14 protein-coding genes are annotated in these 20,004 nt (G+C 71.0%); 12 read left to right on the top strand and 2 right to left on the bottom strand.

The features are described from left to right. The first annotated feature begins 68 nt into the window (after positions 1–68). The 11 genes from cimA (at position 69) to ACHFIV_RS06075 (ending at position 17,534) form a co-directional block, all read left to right on the top strand. Positions 69–1,676, top strand: a complete 1,608-nt coding sequence (gene cimA / locus ACHFIV_RS06025) for a citramalate synthase (RefSeq protein ID WP_398964442.1) — start codon at positions 69–71, stop codon at positions 1,674–1,676. 814 nt (positions 1,677–2,490) lie between these two features. After that, complete coding sequence (locus tag ACHFIV_RS06030; protein ID WP_398964443.1) at positions 2,491–3,465, top strand: LacI family DNA-binding transcriptional regulator; 975 nt, start codon at positions 2,491–2,493, stop codon at positions 3,463–3,465. A 127-nt stretch (positions 3,466–3,592) separates the two neighbouring features. Next, positions 3,593–5,272 (top strand): ABC transporter substrate-binding protein, encoded by a 1,680-nt coding sequence (locus ACHFIV_RS06035; RefSeq protein ID WP_398964445.1) that lies wholly within the window; start codon positions 3,593–3,595, stop codon positions 5,270–5,272. A 196-nt stretch (positions 5,273–5,468) separates the two neighbouring features. Beyond that, the gene (locus tag ACHFIV_RS06040; protein WP_398964447.1) at positions 5,469–6,524 is read left to right on the top strand and encodes an ABC transporter ATP-binding protein; all 1,056 of its coding nucleotides are present in this window, start codon (positions 5,469–5,471) and stop codon (positions 6,522–6,524) included. Beyond that, positions 6,521–7,501: an ABC transporter permease gene (locus ACHFIV_RS06045; protein WP_398964449.1), complete on the top strand. Its 981-nt coding sequence runs from the start codon at positions 6,521–6,523 to the stop codon at positions 7,499–7,501. Before ACHFIV_RS06040 ends, ACHFIV_RS06045 begins: the two co-directional genes overlap by 4 nt. A 5-nt stretch (positions 7,502–7,506) precedes the next feature. Next, positions 7,507–8,592 (top strand): ABC transporter permease, encoded by a 1,086-nt coding sequence (locus ACHFIV_RS06050; RefSeq protein WP_398964451.1) that lies wholly within the window; start codon positions 7,507–7,509, stop codon positions 8,590–8,592. Beyond that, positions 8,589–9,575 carry an ABC transporter ATP-binding protein gene (locus ACHFIV_RS06055; protein WP_398964454.1) on the top strand — a complete coding sequence of 329 codons (987 nt, stop codon included), beginning with the start codon at positions 8,589–8,591 and terminating at the stop codon, positions 9,573–9,575. Before ACHFIV_RS06050 ends, ACHFIV_RS06055 begins: the two co-directional genes overlap by 4 nt. Positions 9,576–9,627: 52 nt before the next feature. Beyond that, positions 9,628–11,040, top strand: coding sequence for a GH1 family beta-glucosidase (locus ACHFIV_RS06060; protein WP_398964456.1), 1,413 nt, complete (start codon positions 9,628–9,630; stop codon positions 11,038–11,040). 21 nt (positions 11,041–11,061) lie between these two features. After that, complete coding sequence (locus ACHFIV_RS06065; protein WP_398964457.1) at positions 11,062–12,936, top strand: discoidin domain-containing protein; 1,875 nt, start codon at positions 11,062–11,064, stop codon at positions 12,934–12,936. A 49-nt stretch (positions 12,937–12,985) separates the two neighbouring features. After that, complete coding sequence (locus tag ACHFIV_RS06070) at positions 12,986–16,081, top strand: glycoside hydrolase family 3 N-terminal domain-containing protein (RefSeq protein ID WP_398964459.1); 3,096 nt, start codon at positions 12,986–12,988, stop codon at positions 16,079–16,081. 70 nt (positions 16,082–16,151) lie between these two features. Further along, the gene (locus ACHFIV_RS06075; RefSeq protein WP_398964461.1) at positions 16,152–17,534 is read left to right on the top strand and encodes a hypothetical protein; all 1,383 of its coding nucleotides are present in this window, start codon (positions 16,152–16,154) and stop codon (positions 17,532–17,534) included. On the opposite strand, the gene ACHFIV_RS06080 is transcribed toward ACHFIV_RS06075, so the two are convergent. Next, positions 17,531–18,124, bottom strand: a complete 594-nt coding sequence (locus ACHFIV_RS06080) for an MSMEG_1061 family FMN-dependent PPOX-type flavoprotein (RefSeq protein WP_398964462.1) — start codon at positions 18,122–18,124, stop codon at positions 17,531–17,533. The two genes, ACHFIV_RS06075 and ACHFIV_RS06080, sit on opposite strands and share 4 nt — an antisense overlap. A gap of 259 nt (positions 18,125–18,383) precedes the next feature. Between ACHFIV_RS06080 and ppk2 the strand changes: the two genes are divergently transcribed. Beyond that, positions 18,384–19,334 carry a polyphosphate kinase 2 gene (gene ppk2, locus ACHFIV_RS06085; protein ID WP_398964463.1) on the top strand — a complete coding sequence of 317 codons (951 nt, stop codon included), beginning with the start codon at positions 18,384–18,386 and terminating at the stop codon, positions 19,332–19,334. A gap of 6 nt (positions 19,335–19,340) precedes the next feature. On the opposite strand, the gene ACHFIV_RS06090 is transcribed toward ppk2, so the two are convergent. Further along, positions 19,341–19,964: a DUF4097 family beta strand repeat-containing protein gene (locus ACHFIV_RS06090; RefSeq protein WP_398964465.1), complete on the bottom strand. Its 624-nt coding sequence runs from the start codon at positions 19,962–19,964 to the stop codon at positions 19,341–19,343. Between the last annotated feature and the right edge of the window lie 40 nt (positions 19,965–20,004).

Consider the following 20,004-nt stretch of genomic DNA (forward strand, 5'->3'; position numbering starts at 1 on the left):
CGCGAGAGGATGGGGGCAAGTGGAGCCGATTCGTCCGGATCCGCTCACCCGACAGGAGTCAGATCAGCATGACCACCAAGGCCAAGGTCCCCGACGACACGTTCCATGTCTTCGACACCACCCTGCGCGACGGTGCGCAGCGTGAAGGCATCAACCTGACGGTCGCGGACAAGCTGACCATTGCCCGGCATCTGGACGACTTCGGCGTGGGCTTCATCGAGGGAGGGTGGCCCGGCGCCAACCCCCGTGACACCGAGTTCTTCGCCCGTGCCCAGCAGGAGATCACCTTCGAGCACGCACAGCTCGTCGCGTTCGGCGCCACCCGCAGGGCCGGTGGCAAGGCCGCCGACGACCCGCAGGTCCAGGCGCTCCTGGACTCGGGCGCCCCGGTGATCACGCTGGTCGCCAAGTCCCACGACCGTCACGTGGAACTGGCCCTGCGCACCACCCTGGAGGAGAACCTGGAGATGGTCCGCGACACGGTCGCCCATCTCCGGGAGCAGGGCCGCCGGGTCTTCGTCGACTGCGAGCACTTCTTCGACGGCTACCGCGCCGACGCCGAGTACGCCAAGGCGGTCGTGCGCACCGCCCACGAGGCCGGCGCCGACGTGGTCATCCTCTGCGACACCAACGGCGGGATGCTTCCCGCCCAGGTCCAGGCCGTCGTCGCCACCGTCCTCGCCGACACCGGCGCCCGGCTCGGCATCCACGCCCAGGACGACACGGGCTGCGCCGTCGCCAACACGCTGGCCGCCGTCGACGCCGGCGCGACCCATGTGCAGTGCACGGCCAACGGATACGGCGAACGGGTCGGCAACGCCAACCTCTTCCCGGTCGTCGCCGCCCTGGAGATCAAGTACGGCAAGACCGTCCTGCCCGAGGGCGCGCTCGCGGAGATGACGCGCATCTCCCACGCCATCGCCGAGGTCGTCAACCTCACGCCCTCCACCCACCAGCCGTACGTGGGCGTCTCCGCCTTCGCGCACAAGGCCGGACTGCACGCCTCCGCGATCAAGGTCGACCCGGACCTCTACCAGCACATCGACCCCGAACGCGTCGGCAACACCATGCGGATGCTCGTCTCGGACATGGCCGGCCGTGCCTCCATCGAGCTCAAGGGCAAGGAGCTCGGCATCGACCTGGGAGGGGACCGCGCACTCGTCCAGCGGGTCGTCGAACGTGTCAAGGAACGAGAGCTCAAGGGCTACACCTACGAGGCTGCCGACGCCTCCTTCGAGCTGCTGCTGCGCACCGAGGTCGAGGGCAGGCCCCGGCGTTACTTCCGCACCGAGTCCTGGAGGGCCATCGTCGAGAACCGCCCCGACGGGACCCACGCCAACGAGGCGACCGTGAAGCTCTGGGCGAAGGGCGAGCGGATCGTCGCCACGGCGGAGGGCAACGGCCCGGTCAACGCCCTGGACCGGGCGCTGCGCGTCGGCCTGGAGCGGATCTACCCGCAGCTCGCCAAGTTCGAGCTGGTCGACTACAAGGTCCGCATCCTCGAGGGCCGCACCGGCACGGAGTCCACCACCCGGGTGCTCATCACCACGAAGGACGGAACCGGCGACTGGGCGACGGTCGGAGTGGCGGAGAACGTCATCGCCGCGTCCTGGCAGGCGCTCGAGGACGCGTACACCTACGGGCTGCTGCGTGTGGGCGTGGAGCCGACCGACTAGGGGCCCGCCGCGAAGTCCCGTCGTACGCCGGGGAACACGGCGGACCGGGCGGGACGGTGCGGACACCCCTGGGACCGCCGCGGCCGCTCGTGCCGCCCCGGAACTCCTGCCGGGGCGGCACGAGCGGCCGTCCGCGTACTCCCGCCGTGGCCGCCCCTCCACGCGCCCGCGCCCGTGTACGCAGGACTCCGGACACCTCCGGACACGGGCACCGTCCGCCGTGGCCCGGTCCGTCGCTCCCGGGCACGCGTGCGCCGCCGCGCCGGCCCAGCCCCGGCCGCGCCGCCCCGGACCGTTGCAGGTGTGCAGCCGGGCCTTTGCTCCGTCGCCCTCGTTCCCGGGACCACGACCAGGCGATCCGGGCGCCGCTGACGGAGTCCCGGCAGTGGATCGTGTCCGGGGGCGGCAGGCGGGCCCGGAACCCTCCCGGTCCCTCGGCCGTCGTCAAGCCCTGGCCGGGTCGCGCGGCCTGCCCGGGGGGCGGCGGCACCTTCCTCGTGCCGTGTGCGATCGAGAAGCCGGCGCGAAGCGGACCACCGGTACGCCACCGGGGTCGGAGCGCGCCGCACGGGGGCCACCCGTCGGACCGCCGAGGTGAGTCCCCTGGCGCGAGAGCGCGTTCAAGCAGTGAACACAAGCCCGGTGGGACGTGCCTCGGCCATGGGTACGGACCAATCTCGACGTGAAGTATTGACGCCTCTGTTCCGGCGCGGTTAACTCCAGCCGCAACGCCGGTACCGGTTCCGGTACCGGTTGCGGAACCGGTACCGAGCCCGTCCCGTCACCCTGCCCTGTCCGGCCCATGGAGGCCCCGTTGCGTGTCACCATCGCCGATGTCGCCCGCGAGGCCGGTGTCAGCAAGACGACCGTGTCGCGGGTCATCAACCTCAAGGGCGAAGTGGACGTCTCGACGGCCGCCCGCGTTCGTGAAGTGATCGCAGACCTCGGCTACGTACCCAGTTCGGGAGCCGTCGGACTGGCCCGCGGCAGCAGTCGCACGGTCGGCATGCTGGTGCCCTCGCTCACCTGGCCCTGGATGGGCGAGGTGCTCCAGGGAGTCGTCGACACGGTCGAGGCCGCCGACTACGGGCTGCTGCTCTTCACCTGCAACCGGGGCGCCGAGTCCGTCGAGCGCTTCACCACCCAGGTGTCGGCGCGTGCCTTCGACGGGCTCGTCGTCGTCGAACCGGAGAACACGCTCGACCAGCTCACCGCACTGCACCGTTCCGGCCTGCCGATCGTCCTGATCGACGACAGGGGCCACCACCCCGAGTTCCCCTCCGTCGTGACCACCAACCACGAGGGAGGCGCGTCCGCCGCCCGTCATCTCCGGGCGGCCGGGCGTACCAGACCCCTGGTCGTCACCGGCCCGGAACACTTCGGCTGTGTGCGTGACCGGCTCGCCGGCTTCCGCTCGGTCCTGCCCACCGAGCTGGTGGTGGACGGAGACTTCACCGAACGCCGGGGCCGCCTCGCCGTGGAGGAACTCCTCGCGTCGGGAACCGAGTTCGACTCCGTCTTCGCGCACAACGACATCAGCGCCGCCGGGGTGCTGCGCGCCCTGAGGGCCGCCGGCCGGCGCGTACCCGACGACATCGCGGTGGTCGGCTTCGACGACATCCCGATGGCCGAACACACCGAACCGCCGCTGACCACCGTGCATCAGCCCACGCGGCAGATGGGCGAGGCGGCTGCCCGCCTGCTGCTCTCCCACCTCGGCGGCACCGCCGTACCGGACGGCCCGGTCGTGCTGCCCACCGAACTGGTCGTGCGCCACTCGGCGCCGTAAGGGACCCGGCCCCGCCGGTCACCCGTCCGCATCCCCGCACCAGCCGCACCCGCACCGCCCGCCCCAGGCGCGTCCAGCGCTGCCACGCCACCGGATCTCCCAGACCCGCAGTCCTCCTGGAGTAGCCATGTCCGTACGCCGTCGTCACACCGTGAGAGCGCTCTCAATCGCCATCGCGGTGGTCGCGCTCGCCGCCGGCTGTTCGTCCGCCAACTCGGGCGCCAACAAGGGAGGTGGCGCCGGTGCCTCCGGCGTGCTGACCCTCGGCAAGCCGGACGGGCCGCAGACCAACAACAGCAACCCGTTCCTCGCCACCTCGGCGGGTGCCACACTCGGATACCGGTTCATGATCTACGAGCCGCTGGCGATGACGAACCAGATCCGCCCGACCGACAAGGCGGACCCCTGGCTCGCGACCGCGTGGGACTGGGAGTCCAACTTCACCAAGCTCACCTTCACGCTCGACAAGCGGGCCAAGTGGGCCGACGGGAAGCCGCTGACCGCCGCCGACGTCGCCTTCACCTTCGAGCTGCTCAAGAAGCACCCGGCGCTCAACGGGAACGGCATCCCCTACGACGGCATCGCGGTCGAGGGCGAGAAGGTCGTCCTGACCTTCAAGGAATCCCAGTTCGTCAACCAGAACAAGATCATCACGACGTACGTCGTGCCCAAGCACATCTGGGAGAAGGTCGAGAACCCGGAGACCTGGCCCAACCGCAACCCGGTCGGCTCCGGCCCGTACAAGCTGAAGACCTTCACACCGCAGACCACCACCCTGACCGCCACGCCCTCCTACTGGAAGGGCGAGACCAAGGTCAAGGAGCTGCGCTACTCCGCGTACAACGACAACAGCGCGGCGACGACGGCCCTGGCGAACGGCAAGCTCGAGTGGTCGTTCGTCTTCATGCCGAACTACAAGCAGCTGTACATCGCCAAGGACCCCAAGAACCACAAGCTGTGGTTCCCCTCGGGGCTCGGCATCCACGGCCTGTGGTTCAACACCGCACGCAAGCCGTTCGACAACCCGGCCCTGCGCAAGGCGATGGCCATGGTCATCGACCGCAAGGCGATCCACGTGCAGGCCCAGGCGACCCTCTACCCGGAGATCAGCAACCCGACCGGGATCCCGCTGCCCGCCGGGGAGCCCTTCCTCGCACCCGAGTACAAGAGCGCCACCACGGCGCCCGATGTGGCCGGTGCCAAGAAGATCCTCGACGAGGCCGGGTTCGAGCTCAGCGGCGGAGTCCTGAAGGACCCGGCCGGCAAGCCCGTCGAGCTCACCTTCACCGACCCGGCCGGCTGGAACGACTACATCACCGGGCTGTCCATCATCAAGGACAACATCAAGCAGCTCGGCATCGAGGCGAAAGTCAAGACGCAGACCGCCGAGGCCTGGGGCAACGACGTCGCCACCGGCAACTTCGACGCCACCCTGCACTGGACCAACAGCGGTGCCACGCCGTACGACATGTACCAGAACATCATGGACGGGGCGATCCTCCAGCCCATCGGGAAGAGCTCGCAGCTCGGCAACTTCGGACGCTTCAAGAGCCCCGAGGCCACCGCCGCGCTGAAGGAGTACGCGAACGCGACCGACGACGCCACGCGCACCAAGGCCATGAACACCCTCCAGAAGATCATGGTCGAGCAGGCGCCGGTCGTCCCGACGGCCGCGGCCCCCATCGGTGCCGAGTACTCCACGAAGAACTGGGTGGGCTGGCCGACGGAGAAGGACCCGTACGCAGCCCCGCAGCACACCCAGCCCGACGCGCTGGAAGTCGTGCTGAACCTCAAGCCCGCCAAGTGAGGGACCGGCGACCGGGGGGCGGCGGAGCGGGGGCGGGCACACACGCCCACCGAGCCCCCGGCTCCGTCCGGGCAGGGGGAGGCCCCGGCCGCCCCCCGTCGCCGCCTTCGTCCTTCTCGCCGCCGCACGCGGCCGAACCCGCTCCTCGTCCCACCCCCCAATTGCCGGACCCTCTGAGCCCGGGGAAGAACCGACCATGACCACCGAACAGTCCGCAGACGTGCGCACCGAGAACGACGTGGTGCTCGAAGCACGCGGAGTCACCAAGCACTTCCCCGTACGGCGCACCGCGGGCGACCTCCTCGCCCGCAGACGCCGCACCGTCCACGCCGTCGACGACGTCTCGCTGAAGCTCCGGCGCGGCACCGTCACGGCCCTGGTGGGGGAGTCGGGCTCCGGAAAGTCCACCGTCGCACGGCTGCTCGCCCAGCTGTACCCGCTCACCTCGGGGGAGATACACCTCGGCGGCACGGCGGTGAAGGCCGGGCGCGGCCGGTCCTTCCGCACGTACGTCAAGCAGGTCCAGCTGATATTCCAGGACCCCTTCGCCTCGCTCAACCCGGTGCACACCGTGCGCTACCACCTGACCCGTGCCCTCAGGATCCACGACAGGGCGGGGAACGGGGACGCGGACCTGGACGGCAACCTGGCCGCCCTGCTGGAACGCGTCCAGCTGACCCCTCCTCATCAGTTCCTGGACAAGTTCCCGCACGAGCTGTCGGGCGGACAGCGCCAGCGCGTCGCGATAGCGCGCGCGCTCGGCGCCGACCCGCAGGTCCTGCTCGCCGACGAGCCGGTGTCCATGCTGGACGTGTCGATCCGGCTCGGCGTCCTCAACCTGCTGCGCGACCTCAAGGAGCGCCTGCACCTCGCGATCCTCTACATCACCCACGACATCGCGTCCGCCCGCTACTTCGCGGACACGACCCTGGTGATGTACGCGGGCAGGATCGTCGAGGGCGGTGACAGCGAGACCGTCACCCAGCGCCCCGCGCACCCCTACACCCAGCTGCTGATCGCCTCCGCGCCGGACCCCGACCGGGTGGCCGACGAGGAAGCGCAGGAAGAGACCGGAAGCGGCGAGCCGCCCTCACTGATCGCCCCGCCGGACGGCTGCCGCTTCCACCCCCGCTGCCCGAAGGCCATGGAGCGCTGCCGCACCGAACTGCCGCCGCGCTTCGACCTGGCGGACGGCCAGTGGGCCGCCTGCTGGCTGTACGAGGGCACCACCGCCGAGGGAGCAGCGAAGTGAAGTACATCCTCCAGCGGCTCGCCTTCTACGCGGTCACCGCGTGGGCCGCCATCACCATCAACTTCCTGATCCCGCGCCTGATGCCCGGCGATCCGGTCGAGGCCCTCATGAGCCGCTACCAGGGGCAGCTCGACACCACCGCCATCGCCTCCCTGAAGGCGCTGTTCGGACTCGACGAGGACCAGTCCGTCTGGTCGCAGTACACCGACTACTGGTCACACCTGCTCGACGGCGACCTCGGCCTGTCCTTCACCTTCTTCCCGACCCCGGTGGGCGAGGTGATCTCCCAGTCGTTGCCCTGGACGCTGGCGCTGGTCGGCATCACCACCCTGATCAGCTTCCTGCTCGGCACCGGCATCGGCGTCTACAGCGGCTGGCGGCGGGGCTCCTGGCTTGACGGCCTGCTGCCCGTGACCACCTTCATCTCGGCCATCCCGTACTTCTGGCTCGGCCTCATCGCCATCGCGTTGTTCGCGGTGAAGTGGCAGATCTTCCCGGCCGCCGGAGGCTACGACAACTCCCTGGTCCCGGCCTTCGACTGGCCGTTCATCTCCAGCGCGCTCTACCACGGGGTGCTCCCCGGGGTGACGATCGTGCTCAGCGCCATCGCCGGCTGGATCCTCGGCATGCGCAACATGATGGTGACCGTCTCCTCCGAGGACTACGTCATGGTGGCGCAGGCCAAGGGGCTGTCCGAGCGCCGGGTGATGTTCTCGTACGCGGCCCGCAACGCCGTCCTGCCCAACATCTCGGGTTTCGCCCTCTCGCTGGGCTTCATCGTCGGCGGCACCCTGCTGGTGGAGATGGTCTTCTCCTACCCGGGCATCGGTTTCCAGCTGTTCCAGGCCGTCGGAGCCAAGGACTACCCGCTGATGCAGGGCGTCTTCCTGATCATCACGCTCTCCGTCCTCGCCGCGAACCTGCTGGCCGACATGGCCTACGCCCTCCTCGACCCGCGCACCCGCAAGGAGGCCTGATCCCGATGGCCGTCACCGCCACCGACGTCGCCGTACTCGACGACCCTCCCGCCCCGGCCGCCGCGGGCCGTGCGAAGTTCCGCTTCCTGCGCGGCGGGAAGACCCGTACCGGGCTGCTGATCCTCGCGTTCTTCGTGGTCCTGGCCGTGGCGGGTCCCTGGCTCGCCCCGTACGACCCGGACGCGATGAGCGACCAGCTCCTGCAGCCGCCCTCCGCCGACCACTGGTTCGGTACGACACAGACCGGACAGGACGTCCTCTCGCAGATCCTGGTCGGCACCCGCGGTGTGCTGCTCGTGGGGTTCCTCGCCGGCATCCTGGCGACCGTGCTGTCCGTGCTCATCGGGGTCAGCGCCGGATTCCTCGGCGGAGCCGCCGACGAGATCCTCTCGATGCTCTCCAACATCTTCCTCGTGATCCCCGGCCTGCCGCTGATCATCATCATCGCGAGCTTCGTCGAGGACACCGGGGACCTGCTGATCGCCGCGGTCATCGCCCTCACCTCCTGGGCCTGGGGGGCCCGCGTGCTGCGCGCCCAGACGCTGTCGCTCCGGCGCCGTGACTACGTGGAGGCGGCACGGGCCACCGGCGAGTCGACCTGGCGGATCATCCTGTTCGAGGTCCTGCCCAACCTCACCGCCGTCATCGCGTCCGGTTTCGTCGGCACCGTCATCTTCGCGGTCCTCTCGGAGATCACCCTCGCCTTCATCGGCGTCGCCGACATCTCCCACTGGAACTGGGGCACCGTGCTCTTCTGGGCCCAGTCCAACCAGGCCCTGGCCCAGGGCGCGTGGTGGTGGTTCGTGCCCGCCGGGCTGTGCATCGCCCTGCTGGGGACCGCTCTCTCCCTCATCAACTTCGGCATCGACGAGTTCGTCAACCCGCGTCTGCGCACCGCGACGGGCGCCTCCCGGAAGGTCCGGATGCGGGTGGGCTTCACCCCCGTGGCCCGCACCGCCGCGCCGAAGGAGCCCGCGTCGCCCGGCTTCACCCCGGTCGACCGTGCCGGCGCAGTCCAGCCGTCCGGTGAGCCCTCGCCGTCCGGCACCCCCGAGTCGCCCGGAACGCCCAGCAAGGAGCCCAGCGCATGACCGCCGAGCCGATCCTCACCATCAGCGGCCTGAACGTCGACTACGGCACCGGCGCGAGCGGCGTCCGCGCCCTGCGGGACATCGATCTCACCCTGCACCGCGGTGAAGTCCTCGGCCTGGCGGGCGAGTCGGGCTCGGGGAAGTCCACGCTCGCGTACGCGGTCACCCGGCTGCTCTCCCCGCCAGGGGTGATCACCGGCGGCGACGTCCACTACCACCGGCCGGGCGGGGACAGCATCGACATCCTCTCCCTCACCCCGGACGAGCTGCGCGCCTTCCGCTGGCAGGAGCTGTCCATCGTGTTCCAGGGGGCGATGAACTCCCTCAACCCGGTGCACACGGTCCACAGCCAGCTCACCGACGTCCTCGCCGCGCACCGCCCCGGCATGCGGGCCGCCGAACGCACCGCGCGGGCCGAGGAACTGCTGAGCCTCGTCGGCATCTCCGCCGACCGGCTCGCCGCCTATCCGCACCAGCTCTCCGGCGGCATGCGCCAGCGCGTGATGATCGCGATGGCACTCGCCCTGGAACCCGAGATCGTCATCATGGACGAGCCCACCACCGCCCTCGACGTCGTGATGCAGCGCCAGATCCTGCGCAAGCTGGTGGAGCTGCGGGAGCGCCTCTCCTTCTCCGTCGTCTTCATCACCCACGACATCTCGCTGCTGATCGAGTTCTCCGACCGGATCGCGATCATGTACGGCGGACGGATCGTGGAGCAGGCGGGCGCCGCCGAGATCTACCGCGACCCCCGCCATCCCTACAGCGAGGGCCTCCTGCACTCCTTCCCCGCGCTGCACGGCCCCCGCCGCGAGCTCTCCGGCATCCCCGGGTCGCCCCCGCACCTGTCCGCGATGCCCGCCGGCTGCGCCTTCCACCCACGCTGCGGCAAGGCCTTCGAGCCGTGCTCGGAGCGCGTCCCGGTGCTCGCCGCGCCGGACGCCGGCGCGCCCCGCGAGGTCGCCTGCTGGCTGCACCACTGACCCTCCGCACCGCCGCTCACCACCCCCAGACCACCCGGATCTACGGAGTCCCATGAATCTCGTCACGCCCCGCAGCAGCCTGCAGCCCGCCGTCGTCCGGGGACTCCCCGCCGGCTTCCGCTGGGGCGTCGCCACGTCCGCGTACCAGATCGAGGGCGCGGCCTCCGAGGACGGCCGTACGCCATCGATCTGGGACACCTACTGCCGCGTGCCGGGTGCGGTGCACAACGCGGAGCACGGCGACGTGGCCTGTGACCACTACCACCGGATGCCCGAGGACGTGGAGCTGATCGCGGGCCTCGGCGTCGACACGTACCGCTTCTCGCTGGCCTGGCCGCGCATCCAGCCGGGCGGCCGGGGCCCCGCGAACGCCAAGGGCCTCGACTTCTACAAGCGGCTGGTCGACGAGCTCCAGGGCAAGGGCGTCACCCCGTGGATCACCCTCTACCACTGGGACCTGCCGCAGGAGCTGGAGGACGCGGGCGGCTGGCCGGCCCGCGACACCGCGCTGCGGTTCGCCGACTACGCCATGCTCGCCTACGAGGCCCTCGGTGACCGGGTCGAACACTGGACGACGCTCAACGAGCCGTGGTGCTCGGCGATGCTCGGATACGCCTACGGTGCCCACGCCCCGGGCCGCACCGACATGGGCGACGCCATGGGGGCCGTCCACCACCTGCTCCTGGGCCACGGCCTCGCCGCCCGGCAGATGCGCGAGGCCGCGGGCACGCGTCCGCTCGAACTCGGCATCACCCTGAACCTCGGCACCGCCACCCCGGAGACCGACAGCGAGGCCGACCGGGAGGCCTGCCGCCGTGCCGACGGCATGGGCACCCGCCTCTACCTCGACCCGATCGTCCACGGGCGCTACCCGCAGGACGTGGTGGACGACCTCGCCGCCCAGGGCATCGAACTGCCCGTCCAGGACGGCGACCTGGACGCCGTCTCCACCCCCCTGGACGTCCTGGGCGTCAACTTCTACCGGGGCGCGCTGTTCTCCGGCGTCACCGAGGAGGGATCGCCCACCGGCGCCGACGGCCTCCCCGTCGTCCGGGGGGTGGAGCGCGACCTGCCCCGTACGGCCATGGACTGGGAGATCACCCCCGGTGAACTGACCGATCTGCTGCTGCGGCTCCAGCGCGACTACGCGCTGCCGACCGTCATCACGGAGAACGGCGCCGCCTTCGACGACACCGTCGCCGCCGACGGCTCCGTACCCGACACCGACCGCACCGCGTATCTCGCCGACCACATCGAGGCCGTCCGTGAGGCCCGCGCGCAGGGCGCCGACGTCCGGGGCTACTTCGCCTGGTCGCTGATGGACAACTTCGAGTGGGCCTACGGCTACGACAAGCGGTTCGGCATCGTCCGCGTCGACTACGACACCCAGGTGCGGACCCTCAAGGACAGCGCGAAGTGGTACCGCGACACGATCCGCCTCACCCGGAACAGCCGGTCCGACTGACTCGCACAGGAGCACCCCCACATGCCCTCCCGCACGATGCTGATCGCCACCACCGCCGCCCTCGCCGCACTCGCCGTCCCCGCGGCCGTCGCGGCACCCGCCCCCGGCCCCGCCGCCACGGCCGCGGCAGCCGCCTGGGACACGGACAGAGCCGCGTCCGCCCACACGGCGGACCCCGCCGCGGTCACCGCGTCCGGCAGCGAGAACGCCGGTGTCCAGCCCGGCGCCGCCGCCGACGGCAACCCGGCCACCCGCTGGTCCAGCAACTTCGCCGACGACGCCTGGATACGCGTCGACCTGGGCGCCACCATCCGCATCAACCAGGTGAGACTGGAGTGGGAGGCGGCCTACGGCAAGCGCTACGTCCTGGAGGTCTCCAAGGACGGAACGAGCTGGACGCCCTTCTACACGGAGACCGAGGGCGCGGGCGGCACCGTCACCGCCCACACCTACCCCCAGGAGGTCACCGGCCGCTACGTCCGGATGCGCGGAGTGGAGCGCGCGACCCCCTACGGCTACTCCCTCTTCTCCTTCCAGGTGTACGGCGGTGAGCCGGCTCCCGCCTCGACGACCCGCACCAACCTGGCCCTGAACCACCCCGCCTTCGGCAACCTCTACCAGCACGCGGGCAACTCGCCCGCCTACGTCACCGACGGCGGCTGGCCCGCCGACCTCAAGGCGGACAGGTCCCGCTGGGCGTCCGACTGGAACGCCGACCGCTGGGTGGGCGTCGACCTCGGCGCCACCTCCACCATCAGCAGCCTCGACCTCTACTGGGAGGCGGCCTACGCCGTCGACTACGAGATCCAGGTCTCCGACGACAACAGGACCTGGCGCACGGTGCACCGCCCGTCCGCCGCCGAGGCCGCCGCCCGCCGCGCCGACGTCGAGGCACCGGGCGACGCCGTCGGGCGCCACGACACGATCACCCTGCCGACCCCGGCCACCGGCCGCTACGTCCGCATGCTCGGCAAGGAGCGCCGCTCCTTCCACAACCCGGCGCCCTCCACCGCCCAGTTCGGCTACTCCCTCTACGAGTTCCAGGTCTGGGGCACCGGCGGCAGCGCGAGCGCCGCCTACCCGGCCCTGCCCAGGAACCCCGGTGGCGCCTACACCACGAAGTTCTTCGACGACTTCACCGGCCCTGGCCTCGACCGCTCCAAGTGGCGTGTGGTGCGCACCGGCACGGAGATGGGCCCCGTCAACGGCGAGTCGCAGGCCTACGTCGACTCGCCCGCCAACATCCGCACCGAGAACGGCGCCCTCGTCCTGGAGTCGAAGTACTGCAAGGGCTGCACCTCCACGCCCGACGGCACCTTCGACTTCACCTCGGGCCGCGTCGACACCAACACCAAGTTCGACTTCACCTACGGCAAGGTCAGCGCCCGCATGAAGCTGCCGGTCGGTGACGGCTACTGGCCGGCCTTCTGGATGCTGGGCAGCGACGTCGACGACCCGGCGGTCTCCTGGCCCGGCTCCGGCGAGACGGACATCATGGAGAACATCGGCTACGGCGACTGGACCAGCTCCGCCCTGCACGGCCCCGGGTACTCGGCCGACGGCAACGTCGGCAGGCAGCAGACCTACCCGAACGGCGGCCGGGCCGACCAGTGGCACACCTACGGCGTCGAGTGGACGCCCGAAGGCATGACGTTCACCGTCGACGACCGCGTCGTCCAGCAGACCTCCCGCCAGAAGCTGGAGTCCACCCGCGGCAAGTGGGTCTTCGACCACGACCAGTACGTCATCCTCAACCTGGCTCTCGGCGGCGCCTACCCCGCCGGGTGGAACAAGGTCACCCAGCCCTACTGGGGGCTCCCGCAGTCCAGCGTCGACCGGGTCGCGCAGGGCGGCATCAAGGCGGAGATCGACTGGGTGCGCGTCGAGCAGAAGTAGCCACCGGCCCCCCCGGGCCACCAGCCACCGGAGAAGGAAAGAGCCGCACATGCCCCGTACACCGCACGCCCGCGCACGCCACCGAGCGAGACCGGCGACCGCCGCGCTCGCCGCCGCCACCGTCCTCGCCTCGCTGCTCGCCGGGGCCGTCCCCAGCGCGGCGGCCGGCGCCGAGGACCCGGCACCCGTCCTCGTCGACCGCTTCGAGGGCGAGGTCCCGCTCGGTGGCCCGCCCGCCGACTCGCTCTTCACCTGGGGCGGTGACGCGGACGACCACCCGGCCCTGGCGTTCGAGGAGCGCGCCGACGCACCCGAGGGATCCAAGGTCCTCCAGGGCACGTACGACATCAGCGCCTGGGGCGGACTCAGCCACGAGTTCGCCGTCGACCAGCCCCCGAAGGACTGGACCGCCCACAAGGGCATCCGCTTCTGGTGGTACGGGCAGAACACCGCGCCCCTGCCCCCCGGTTCCGGCAAGCGCATCAGCTTCGAGATCAAGGACGGAGGGGCGAACGGTGGCGCCTCCGAACTGTGGACCACCTCCTTCACCGACGACTGGGAGGGCTGGCACCAGGTCGAGATCCCCTTCGCCGACTTCGTCTACCGGGCCGACTACCAGCCCGTCGGAGGCATCGACCAGGTCCTCGGCCTGAACGAGATGTGGGGTTACGCCCTCACCCTCCCGACCGGCGCGCCCGGCTCGTTCGCCATGGACGCCGTCGAGCTGTACGGAAAGGCCGACCCGGCCCTCAAGTCGAGCGTCGTCGTCGACTCCGCCGTGCACCCGGTCGAGGAGGGCGGCACGGCGGACATCAGGATCTCCGTCGCCACGACCGGCTCGCTCCCCATCGAGGAGCCCGTCACCGTCGCGTACACCACGAAGGGCGGCAGCGCCGGCGCCGGCAAGGACTACACACCGGTCACCGGCACCCACACCTTCCCCGCGGGCACCGCCTCCGGCACGGCCCACACCGTCTCCGTCGCCACGGCGAAGGACAGGGGCGCCGAGTCGGCCGAGACGATCCCGCTCGAACTCACCGTCACCGGGGCCAAGGCGCCGAAGGAGAACCCCCAGGTCGTCATCGACGCCCACGGGTTGCCGTACCTGAACGCGAAGCTCCCGGTGAAGAAGCGCGTCGCCGACCTGCTGGCGCGGATGTCACCGGCCGAGAAGGCCGGCCAGATGACCCAGGCGGAGCGCAACGCACTGAGGTCGCAGGGCGACATCGCCACGTACGACCTCGGCTCGCTCCTCTCCGGCGGCGGTTCCGTGCCCACCCCGAACACGCCCGAGGCCTGGGCGAGGATGACCGACGCCTACCAGCTGCGCGCGCAGGCCACACGCTTCCAGATCCCGCTCATCTACGGCGTGGACGCGGTGCACGGCCACAACAACGTCATCGGCGCGACGATCATGCCGCACAACATCGGCATCGGCGCGGGCCGTGACCCGAAGCTCGCGGAGAGGACGGGAGCCGTCACCGCCAGCGAGGTCCGCGCCACCGGCGTCCCGTGGGACTTCGCCCCCTGTGTGTGCGTCACCCGTGACGAGCGCTGGGGCCGTTCCTACGAGGCGTACGGCGAGGACCCGGCCCTGGTCGAGGCCATGGAGACCGTCATCACCGGCATGCAGGGCCACCCGTCGGGCAAGGACCTCGACCGCAACGACAAGGTGCTGGCCAGCGCCAAGCATTTCGTCGGTGACGGCGGCACGGAGTTCGGCTCGTCGGCCACCGGCTCGTACACCATCGACCAGGGCGTCACGAAGGTCACCCGCAAGGAACTCGAAGCGGTCCACCTCTCGCCGTTCGCCGAGTCCGTGAAGCGGGGCGTCGGCACGGTCATGCCGTCGTACTCCTCGCTGGACGTCCTCGGGGACGACGCCGGCCCGGTGAAGATGCACGCCAACGCCGAGATGATCAACGGCGTGCTCAAGGACCGGATGGGCTTCGAGGGCTTCGTCATCAGCGACTGGCAGGCCATCGACCAGATCCCCGGTGACTACCCGAGCGACGTCCGCACCTCGGTGAACGCCGGGCTGGACATGATCATGGTTCCGACCGCCTACCAGGACTTCACCAAGACCCTCCAGGACGAAGTGACGGCCGGCCGGATCGCACAGGCCCGCGTGGACGACGCCGTCGCCCGCATCCTCACCCAGAAGTTCCGCCTCGGCCTCTTCGAGAAGCCGTACGCGGACACGTCGAACCTGGACCGGGTCGGTTCGGCCGGGCACCGCGCGGTCGCCCGCGAGGCAGCCGCCAAGTCCCAGGTGCTGCTGAAGAACGACGGTGCGGTGCTGCCCCTCAAGGCGTCGCAGAAGGTCTACGTCGCCGGCTCCAACGCCGACGACCTCGGCAACCAGGCCGGCGGCTGGACCATCAGCTGGCAGGGTGCCTCCGGTGCCACCACCACGGGCACGACGATCCTGGAGGGCATCGAGAAGAACACCTCGTCGGCCACCTACTCCAAGGACGCCTCCGCCCCGACCGACGGGTACGACGTGGGAGTCGTGGTCGTCGGGGAGAAGCCGTACGCCGAAGGCATCGGAGACGTCGGCAACGGTCACGACCTGGAGCTCACCGACGCCGACAAGGCGGCCGTCGACACGGTCTGCGCCGCCATGAAGTGCGCCGTGCTCGTCGTCTCGGGGCGCCCCCAGCTCATCGGCGACCGGCTCGGCGACATGGACGCCCTGGTCGCCTCCTGGCTGCCGGGCACCGAGGGCGACGGCGTGGCCGACGTCCTCTACGGCAAGCGGGCCTTCACCGGGCAGCTCCCGGTGACCTGGCCGAAGTCCGAGGCGCAGCTGCCGGTCAACGTCGGCGACGCCGCGTACGACCCGCAGTTCCCCTACGGGTGGGGACTGACCACCCTGCGCAAGGCGCCGTCGGGCGGCGAAGCCACTCTCACCGGCCTCGCCGTCGCCGCGCAGCTCGCCGAGCGGGCGGGTCTCGGGAGGACCGCCACGGGCAAGGAGATCGTGGACCGGGCGAGGCTCCTGGTCCAGCAGAGGACCGGCGGGAAGCTCGGCGAGGCGGTGTCCAAGCCGTTCGCCGAGGCCGATCACCTGCTGCTCACCGGTGACCTGACCGGAGCGGTGGCGAAGCTGCGTACGGCGTACCGCGCCGCGTCGCAGCACTGAACGCGCACAACCGCATGAAAGGACCCGGGCGGGCGACGCATTATTCGCCCGTTCGGGTTACTTTCGGAGTATGCGGAAGAGGCTGTTCGCTCCCCTGTGGGCCTGCCTGCTGCTGATGCTCTCGGCGGCACTGCTGGCCATGTCCCCGGCTGCCCAGGCCGCCCCCTCCACGATCGGCGACGCGGCGAGCGCCCTGCGCCAGGGCCCCGTGTACGTCGACCCGGCGGCGTCCGGTCAGCTCTCGGCGTCCCAGGAGGCCGCCCTGGAAAAGAAGATCATCGACGCCGACAAGCCGGTCTTCGTGGCCGTGCTGCCCGCGACGTCCGAGTACCCACCCGAGAACCTCCTGCAGAACCTGCGTACGGACACCGGGGTCACCGGCGTCTACGCGGTCCGGCTCGGTGACGGCTTCGACGCGGGCGCCGACCCGCAGGTGATGCCGACCCGGGCCGTCGACAACCTCGCCACCGCTGTGCGGGAACCCGGCACGGACACCGATGCCGCGGCCCAGCTCAACGCCTTCGTCGACCGTGCCGTCGACGAGGCCCGGGGGAGCGCCCCCGCCTCCTGGTCCGGTGGCGGAGCGGACGACGGCGCGGGGACGGGCGTCCCGGTGGCCGGCCTGGTCGTCCTCGGAGGCGTGGTCCTCGTGGGCGGAGGCACCGCCCTCGCCGTGGCCCGCCGCAACAGGAGGCGGAAGGAGGAGGAGGACCGGGCCGCCCTGGAGAAGCTCAGGGTCGTCGTGGACGAGGACATCACCGCCTACGGCGAGACCCTGGACCGGCTGGACTTCCATCCCGCCGAGAAGGGCGCGGACGACGCCATGCGCATCGACTACGAGCGCGCGCTCGACTCCTACGAGGACGCCAAGTCCCGCATGGGGAACGCGCAGCACCCCTCCGACGTGCGCGGGGTCACCAAGGCCCTGGAGGACGGCAGGTTCTCCCTGGCCGTCCTGGAGGCCCGCCGTAAGGGCCGGGCGCTCCCGGCGCGCCGGCCGCCCTGCTTCTTCGACCCGCGCCACGGCCCCTCGGTCGCGGACGTCCTGTGGACGCCGTCCGGCGGCGCGGCCCGCGAGGTCCCGGTGTGCGGCGCCGACGAGGTGCGGCTGCGCGAGGGCGAGGACCCCATGAGCCGCACGGTCGACGTCGGCGACGGCCGACGGCGCCCCTACTGGGAGGCGGGCCCTGCCTACGGCCCCTGGGCAGGCGGCTACTTCGGCGGCGGACTGCTCCCCGGCCTGCTGGTCGGCACCATGCTGGGCTCGATGCTCGCCACCCCGGCCTACGCGGGCGAGTACGGCGGCGGTGACTTCGGCTCAGGCGGCGGAGGCGACTGGGGCGGCGGCGACGTCTCCGGTTCCGACTTCGACTCGTCCGGCTTCGGCGGAGGCGGTTTCGGGGACGGCGGTGGCTTCGGAGGCGGTGGAGGCTTCGACGGCGGCGGGTTCTAGCGGCCCGTCCCCGCTCCGGCCTGCTTCTCCCAGGTGTCCGGAGCCCACACGCCCGAGCGCTTGAGTGACGCCGGGCAGTGCAGGTAGATCTCGTCGATGTCCACGACGAGGGCGAGGTCGGGACGGCGGCCCCTGACCTTCATCTCGTCGAAGACCGGAGCGTCCGTGAGGATGCGGGCCCGGCCGTTGATCCGCAGGACCGTCATCACGCCCGGTATCAGGTACAGCAGGCCCACATGCGGGTTGGACAGGATGTTGTGGAAGCTGTCACCGCGCCGGTTGCCCGGCAGGTCGGGCAGCACGAGGGTGCGCGGGTCCAGGACCCGGGTGAAGCCGGGCTCCCCACCGCGCGGGGAGGTGTCGCAGTTGCCGTCGGCGTCCGAGGTGGACACGGCGCAGAACGGCGCGCGGGCCAGCAGGCCGAGGTCGGCCTCGGTGAGCTCGTCGTGGACCTTCTCGATGACGATCGGCCACGGTTCGCCCAGGATCTCGCGCAGCTCTTCGGCCGACCGGAGGGGCACGGCCCCGGCCAGGGGGCCCGTGGTGTCGACGGGGGCGGCCGTGACGGTCGCGGGCGCGGCGTTCGACAAGGGGTTGCTCCGAACCTCGTGGGGCGCAGCGGCGTATCGCTGACCTGGCGTTGTTAGGGTCACCTTATTTCATGTGAGCGGCTGTGCCCCGCCCCGGGGGCGGCCACGGCGTAGGCCACAGGTCCGCCACCGTCGACCGTCTTCGCCCGGAGGAGGTTGTTCCGCTCGTGGCGGAGAAGACGAGGTGGGCGAGGGGAACCACTTCGTGCCGCGCGCCACCTGGTGGCGAGGGGCGCGAACGGATGGGAGGCTGGAGCAGATGGACCGTGACCGGGTGGAGAAGCAGTTGCTGGACGGCTTGACCGTCGACACCAGCAGGCCGGAGCAGCCGATCCTGCTGGACGAGGCGGGCAGGCCGATCAAGACGTGGCGGGAGAACTACCCGTACGACGTCAAGATCCGCCGCGGGGAGTACGAGCGGGCCAAGCGCATCCTCCAGATCGAGATGCTCAAGCTCCAGCGGTGGACCAAGGAGACCGGGGCGCGGGTCGTCGTGGTCTGCGAAGGGCGGGACGCGGCCGGCAAGGGCGGCACCATCCAGCGCTTCACCGAGCGCCTCAACCCGCGTGGCGCGCGCATCGTGGCCCTGGACAAGCCCACGGACCGTGAGCGGGGCCAGTGGTACTTCCAGCGGTACGTGGCCCACCTGCCCGCCCCCGGCGAAATAGTCTTCTTCGACCGTTCCTGGTACAACCGCGCCGGGGTCGAACGCGTCATGGGCTTCTGCACCCAGCCGGAGTACGAACTCTTCCTGAAGCAGTGCCCGGCGTTCGAGGAGATGCTCGTCGACGACGGGATCATCATGGTGAAGTTCTGGTTCTCCGTCTCCCGCGCCGAGCAGCGCACCCGTTTCGCGATCCGGCAGGTCGACCCCGTGCGTCAGTGGAAGCTGTCGCCCACGGACGTCGACTCCCTCGACCGCTGGGACGACTACACCACGGCGAAGATCGACATGTTCCGCGCCACCGACACCGAGCACGCGCCGTGGACCGTCGTGAAGAGCAACGACAAGCGCAGGGCGCGCCTGGAGGCGATGCGCAGCCTGCTCGCGCGCATCGACTACACGGCGAAGGACAGCGACGTCGTCGACAAACCGGACCCCCTCATCGTGGGTGCGGCGGCCACCCTGCTGGAGCCGGGCGAGGAGGACACCGCTCTCTCGCCCACCCGCCTCGTGCCGAATGCCGAGGGTCCGGGGGAGCACCCCTGAGGGGTCTCAGCCGCGTGTGGCGGTGACGTCACCGTTGACGGTGGCCAGAGTCATGCCGTGCCCGCTGCCCTTCCCGGCGGCGGGCACGGCCACCGTGGTCCGGCCGTTGCGCGACGTGGCATCGACGTCGTAGCCGGGCGCGTCCCGGGGGAGTGCCACCCGCACCGAGCCGTTGGTCGTGGCGGCGGTGAGACGGGACGGCGAGGTCGCGCTGCCGAGCGTCACGTCCCCGTTGACGGTCTCGGCGTGCAGGTGCTCCGAGCGCAGGGCGCCCGTGTGCACCGAGCCGTTGCGGGTCGCGAGGCGGATCGCGGCGTCGCCGGAGCCGGAACGGGTGACGGTCACGTCCCCGTTCACGGTGGTCAGGTCCAGACCCGCCGCTATGCCGACCGCGTCGATGCCCGCGTTCCTGGCCGTGACCGTGACGGAGACGCCGGCGGGAACGCCGATCGCGGGCATGCGCGGACACGGCCCCCCGTCGCGATCCTCATGCCCCTCGTGCTGCGGACATGACAGATCGAGCACCCAGGTGTCGTCCCGGTGTGACCAGCGGCTGACGATCCGGGCACCGGTGACCGCCCGGTCGCCATCGGCCGGCCGCAGGCGCACGCCGTTGTCCGTCGTGAGCACCAGGTGCGTTCCCCGGCCCAGGGCAGGCGGTGCCGCGCCG

The sequence above is a fragment of the Streptomyces sp. ALB3 genome (assembly GCF_044385685.1).
Taxonomy (GTDB): Bacteria; Actinomycetota; Actinomycetes; order Streptomycetales; family Streptomycetaceae; genus Streptomyces.

Bases quoted from the DNA above. Each gene is read 5' to 3' on its own strand.
- ACHFIV_RS06050 (WP_398964451.1), top strand. From the start codon at position 7,507: ATGGCCGTCACCGCCACCGACGTCGCCGTACTCGACGACCCTCCCGCC.
- ACHFIV_RS06035 (WP_398964445.1), top strand. From the start codon at position 3,593: ATGTCCGTACGCCGTCGTCACACCGTGAGAGCGCTCTCAATCGCCATC.
- ACHFIV_RS06065 (WP_398964457.1), top strand. From the start codon at position 11,062: ATGCCCTCCCGCACGATGCTGATCGCCACCACCGCCGCCCTCGCCGCA.
- ACHFIV_RS06070 (WP_398964459.1), top strand. From the start codon at position 12,986: ATGCCCCGTACACCGCACGCCCGCGCACGCCACCGAGCGAGACCGGCG.
- ACHFIV_RS06055 (WP_398964454.1), top strand. From the start codon at position 8,589: ATGACCGCCGAGCCGATCCTCACCATCAGCGGCCTGAACGTCGACTAC.
- cimA (WP_398964442.1), top strand. From the start codon at position 69: ATGACCACCAAGGCCAAGGTCCCCGACGACACGTTCCATGTCTTCGAC.
- ACHFIV_RS06075 (WP_398964461.1), top strand. From the start codon at position 16,152: ATGCGGAAGAGGCTGTTCGCTCCCCTGTGGGCCTGCCTGCTGCTGATG.
- ACHFIV_RS06060 (WP_398964456.1), top strand. From the start codon at position 9,628: ATGAATCTCGTCACGCCCCGCAGCAGCCTGCAGCCCGCCGTCGTCCGG.
- ppk2 (WP_398964463.1), top strand. From the start codon at position 18,384: ATGGACCGTGACCGGGTGGAGAAGCAGTTGCTGGACGGCTTGACCGTC.
- ACHFIV_RS06040 (WP_398964447.1), top strand. From the start codon at position 5,469: ATGACCACCGAACAGTCCGCAGACGTGCGCACCGAGAACGACGTGGTG.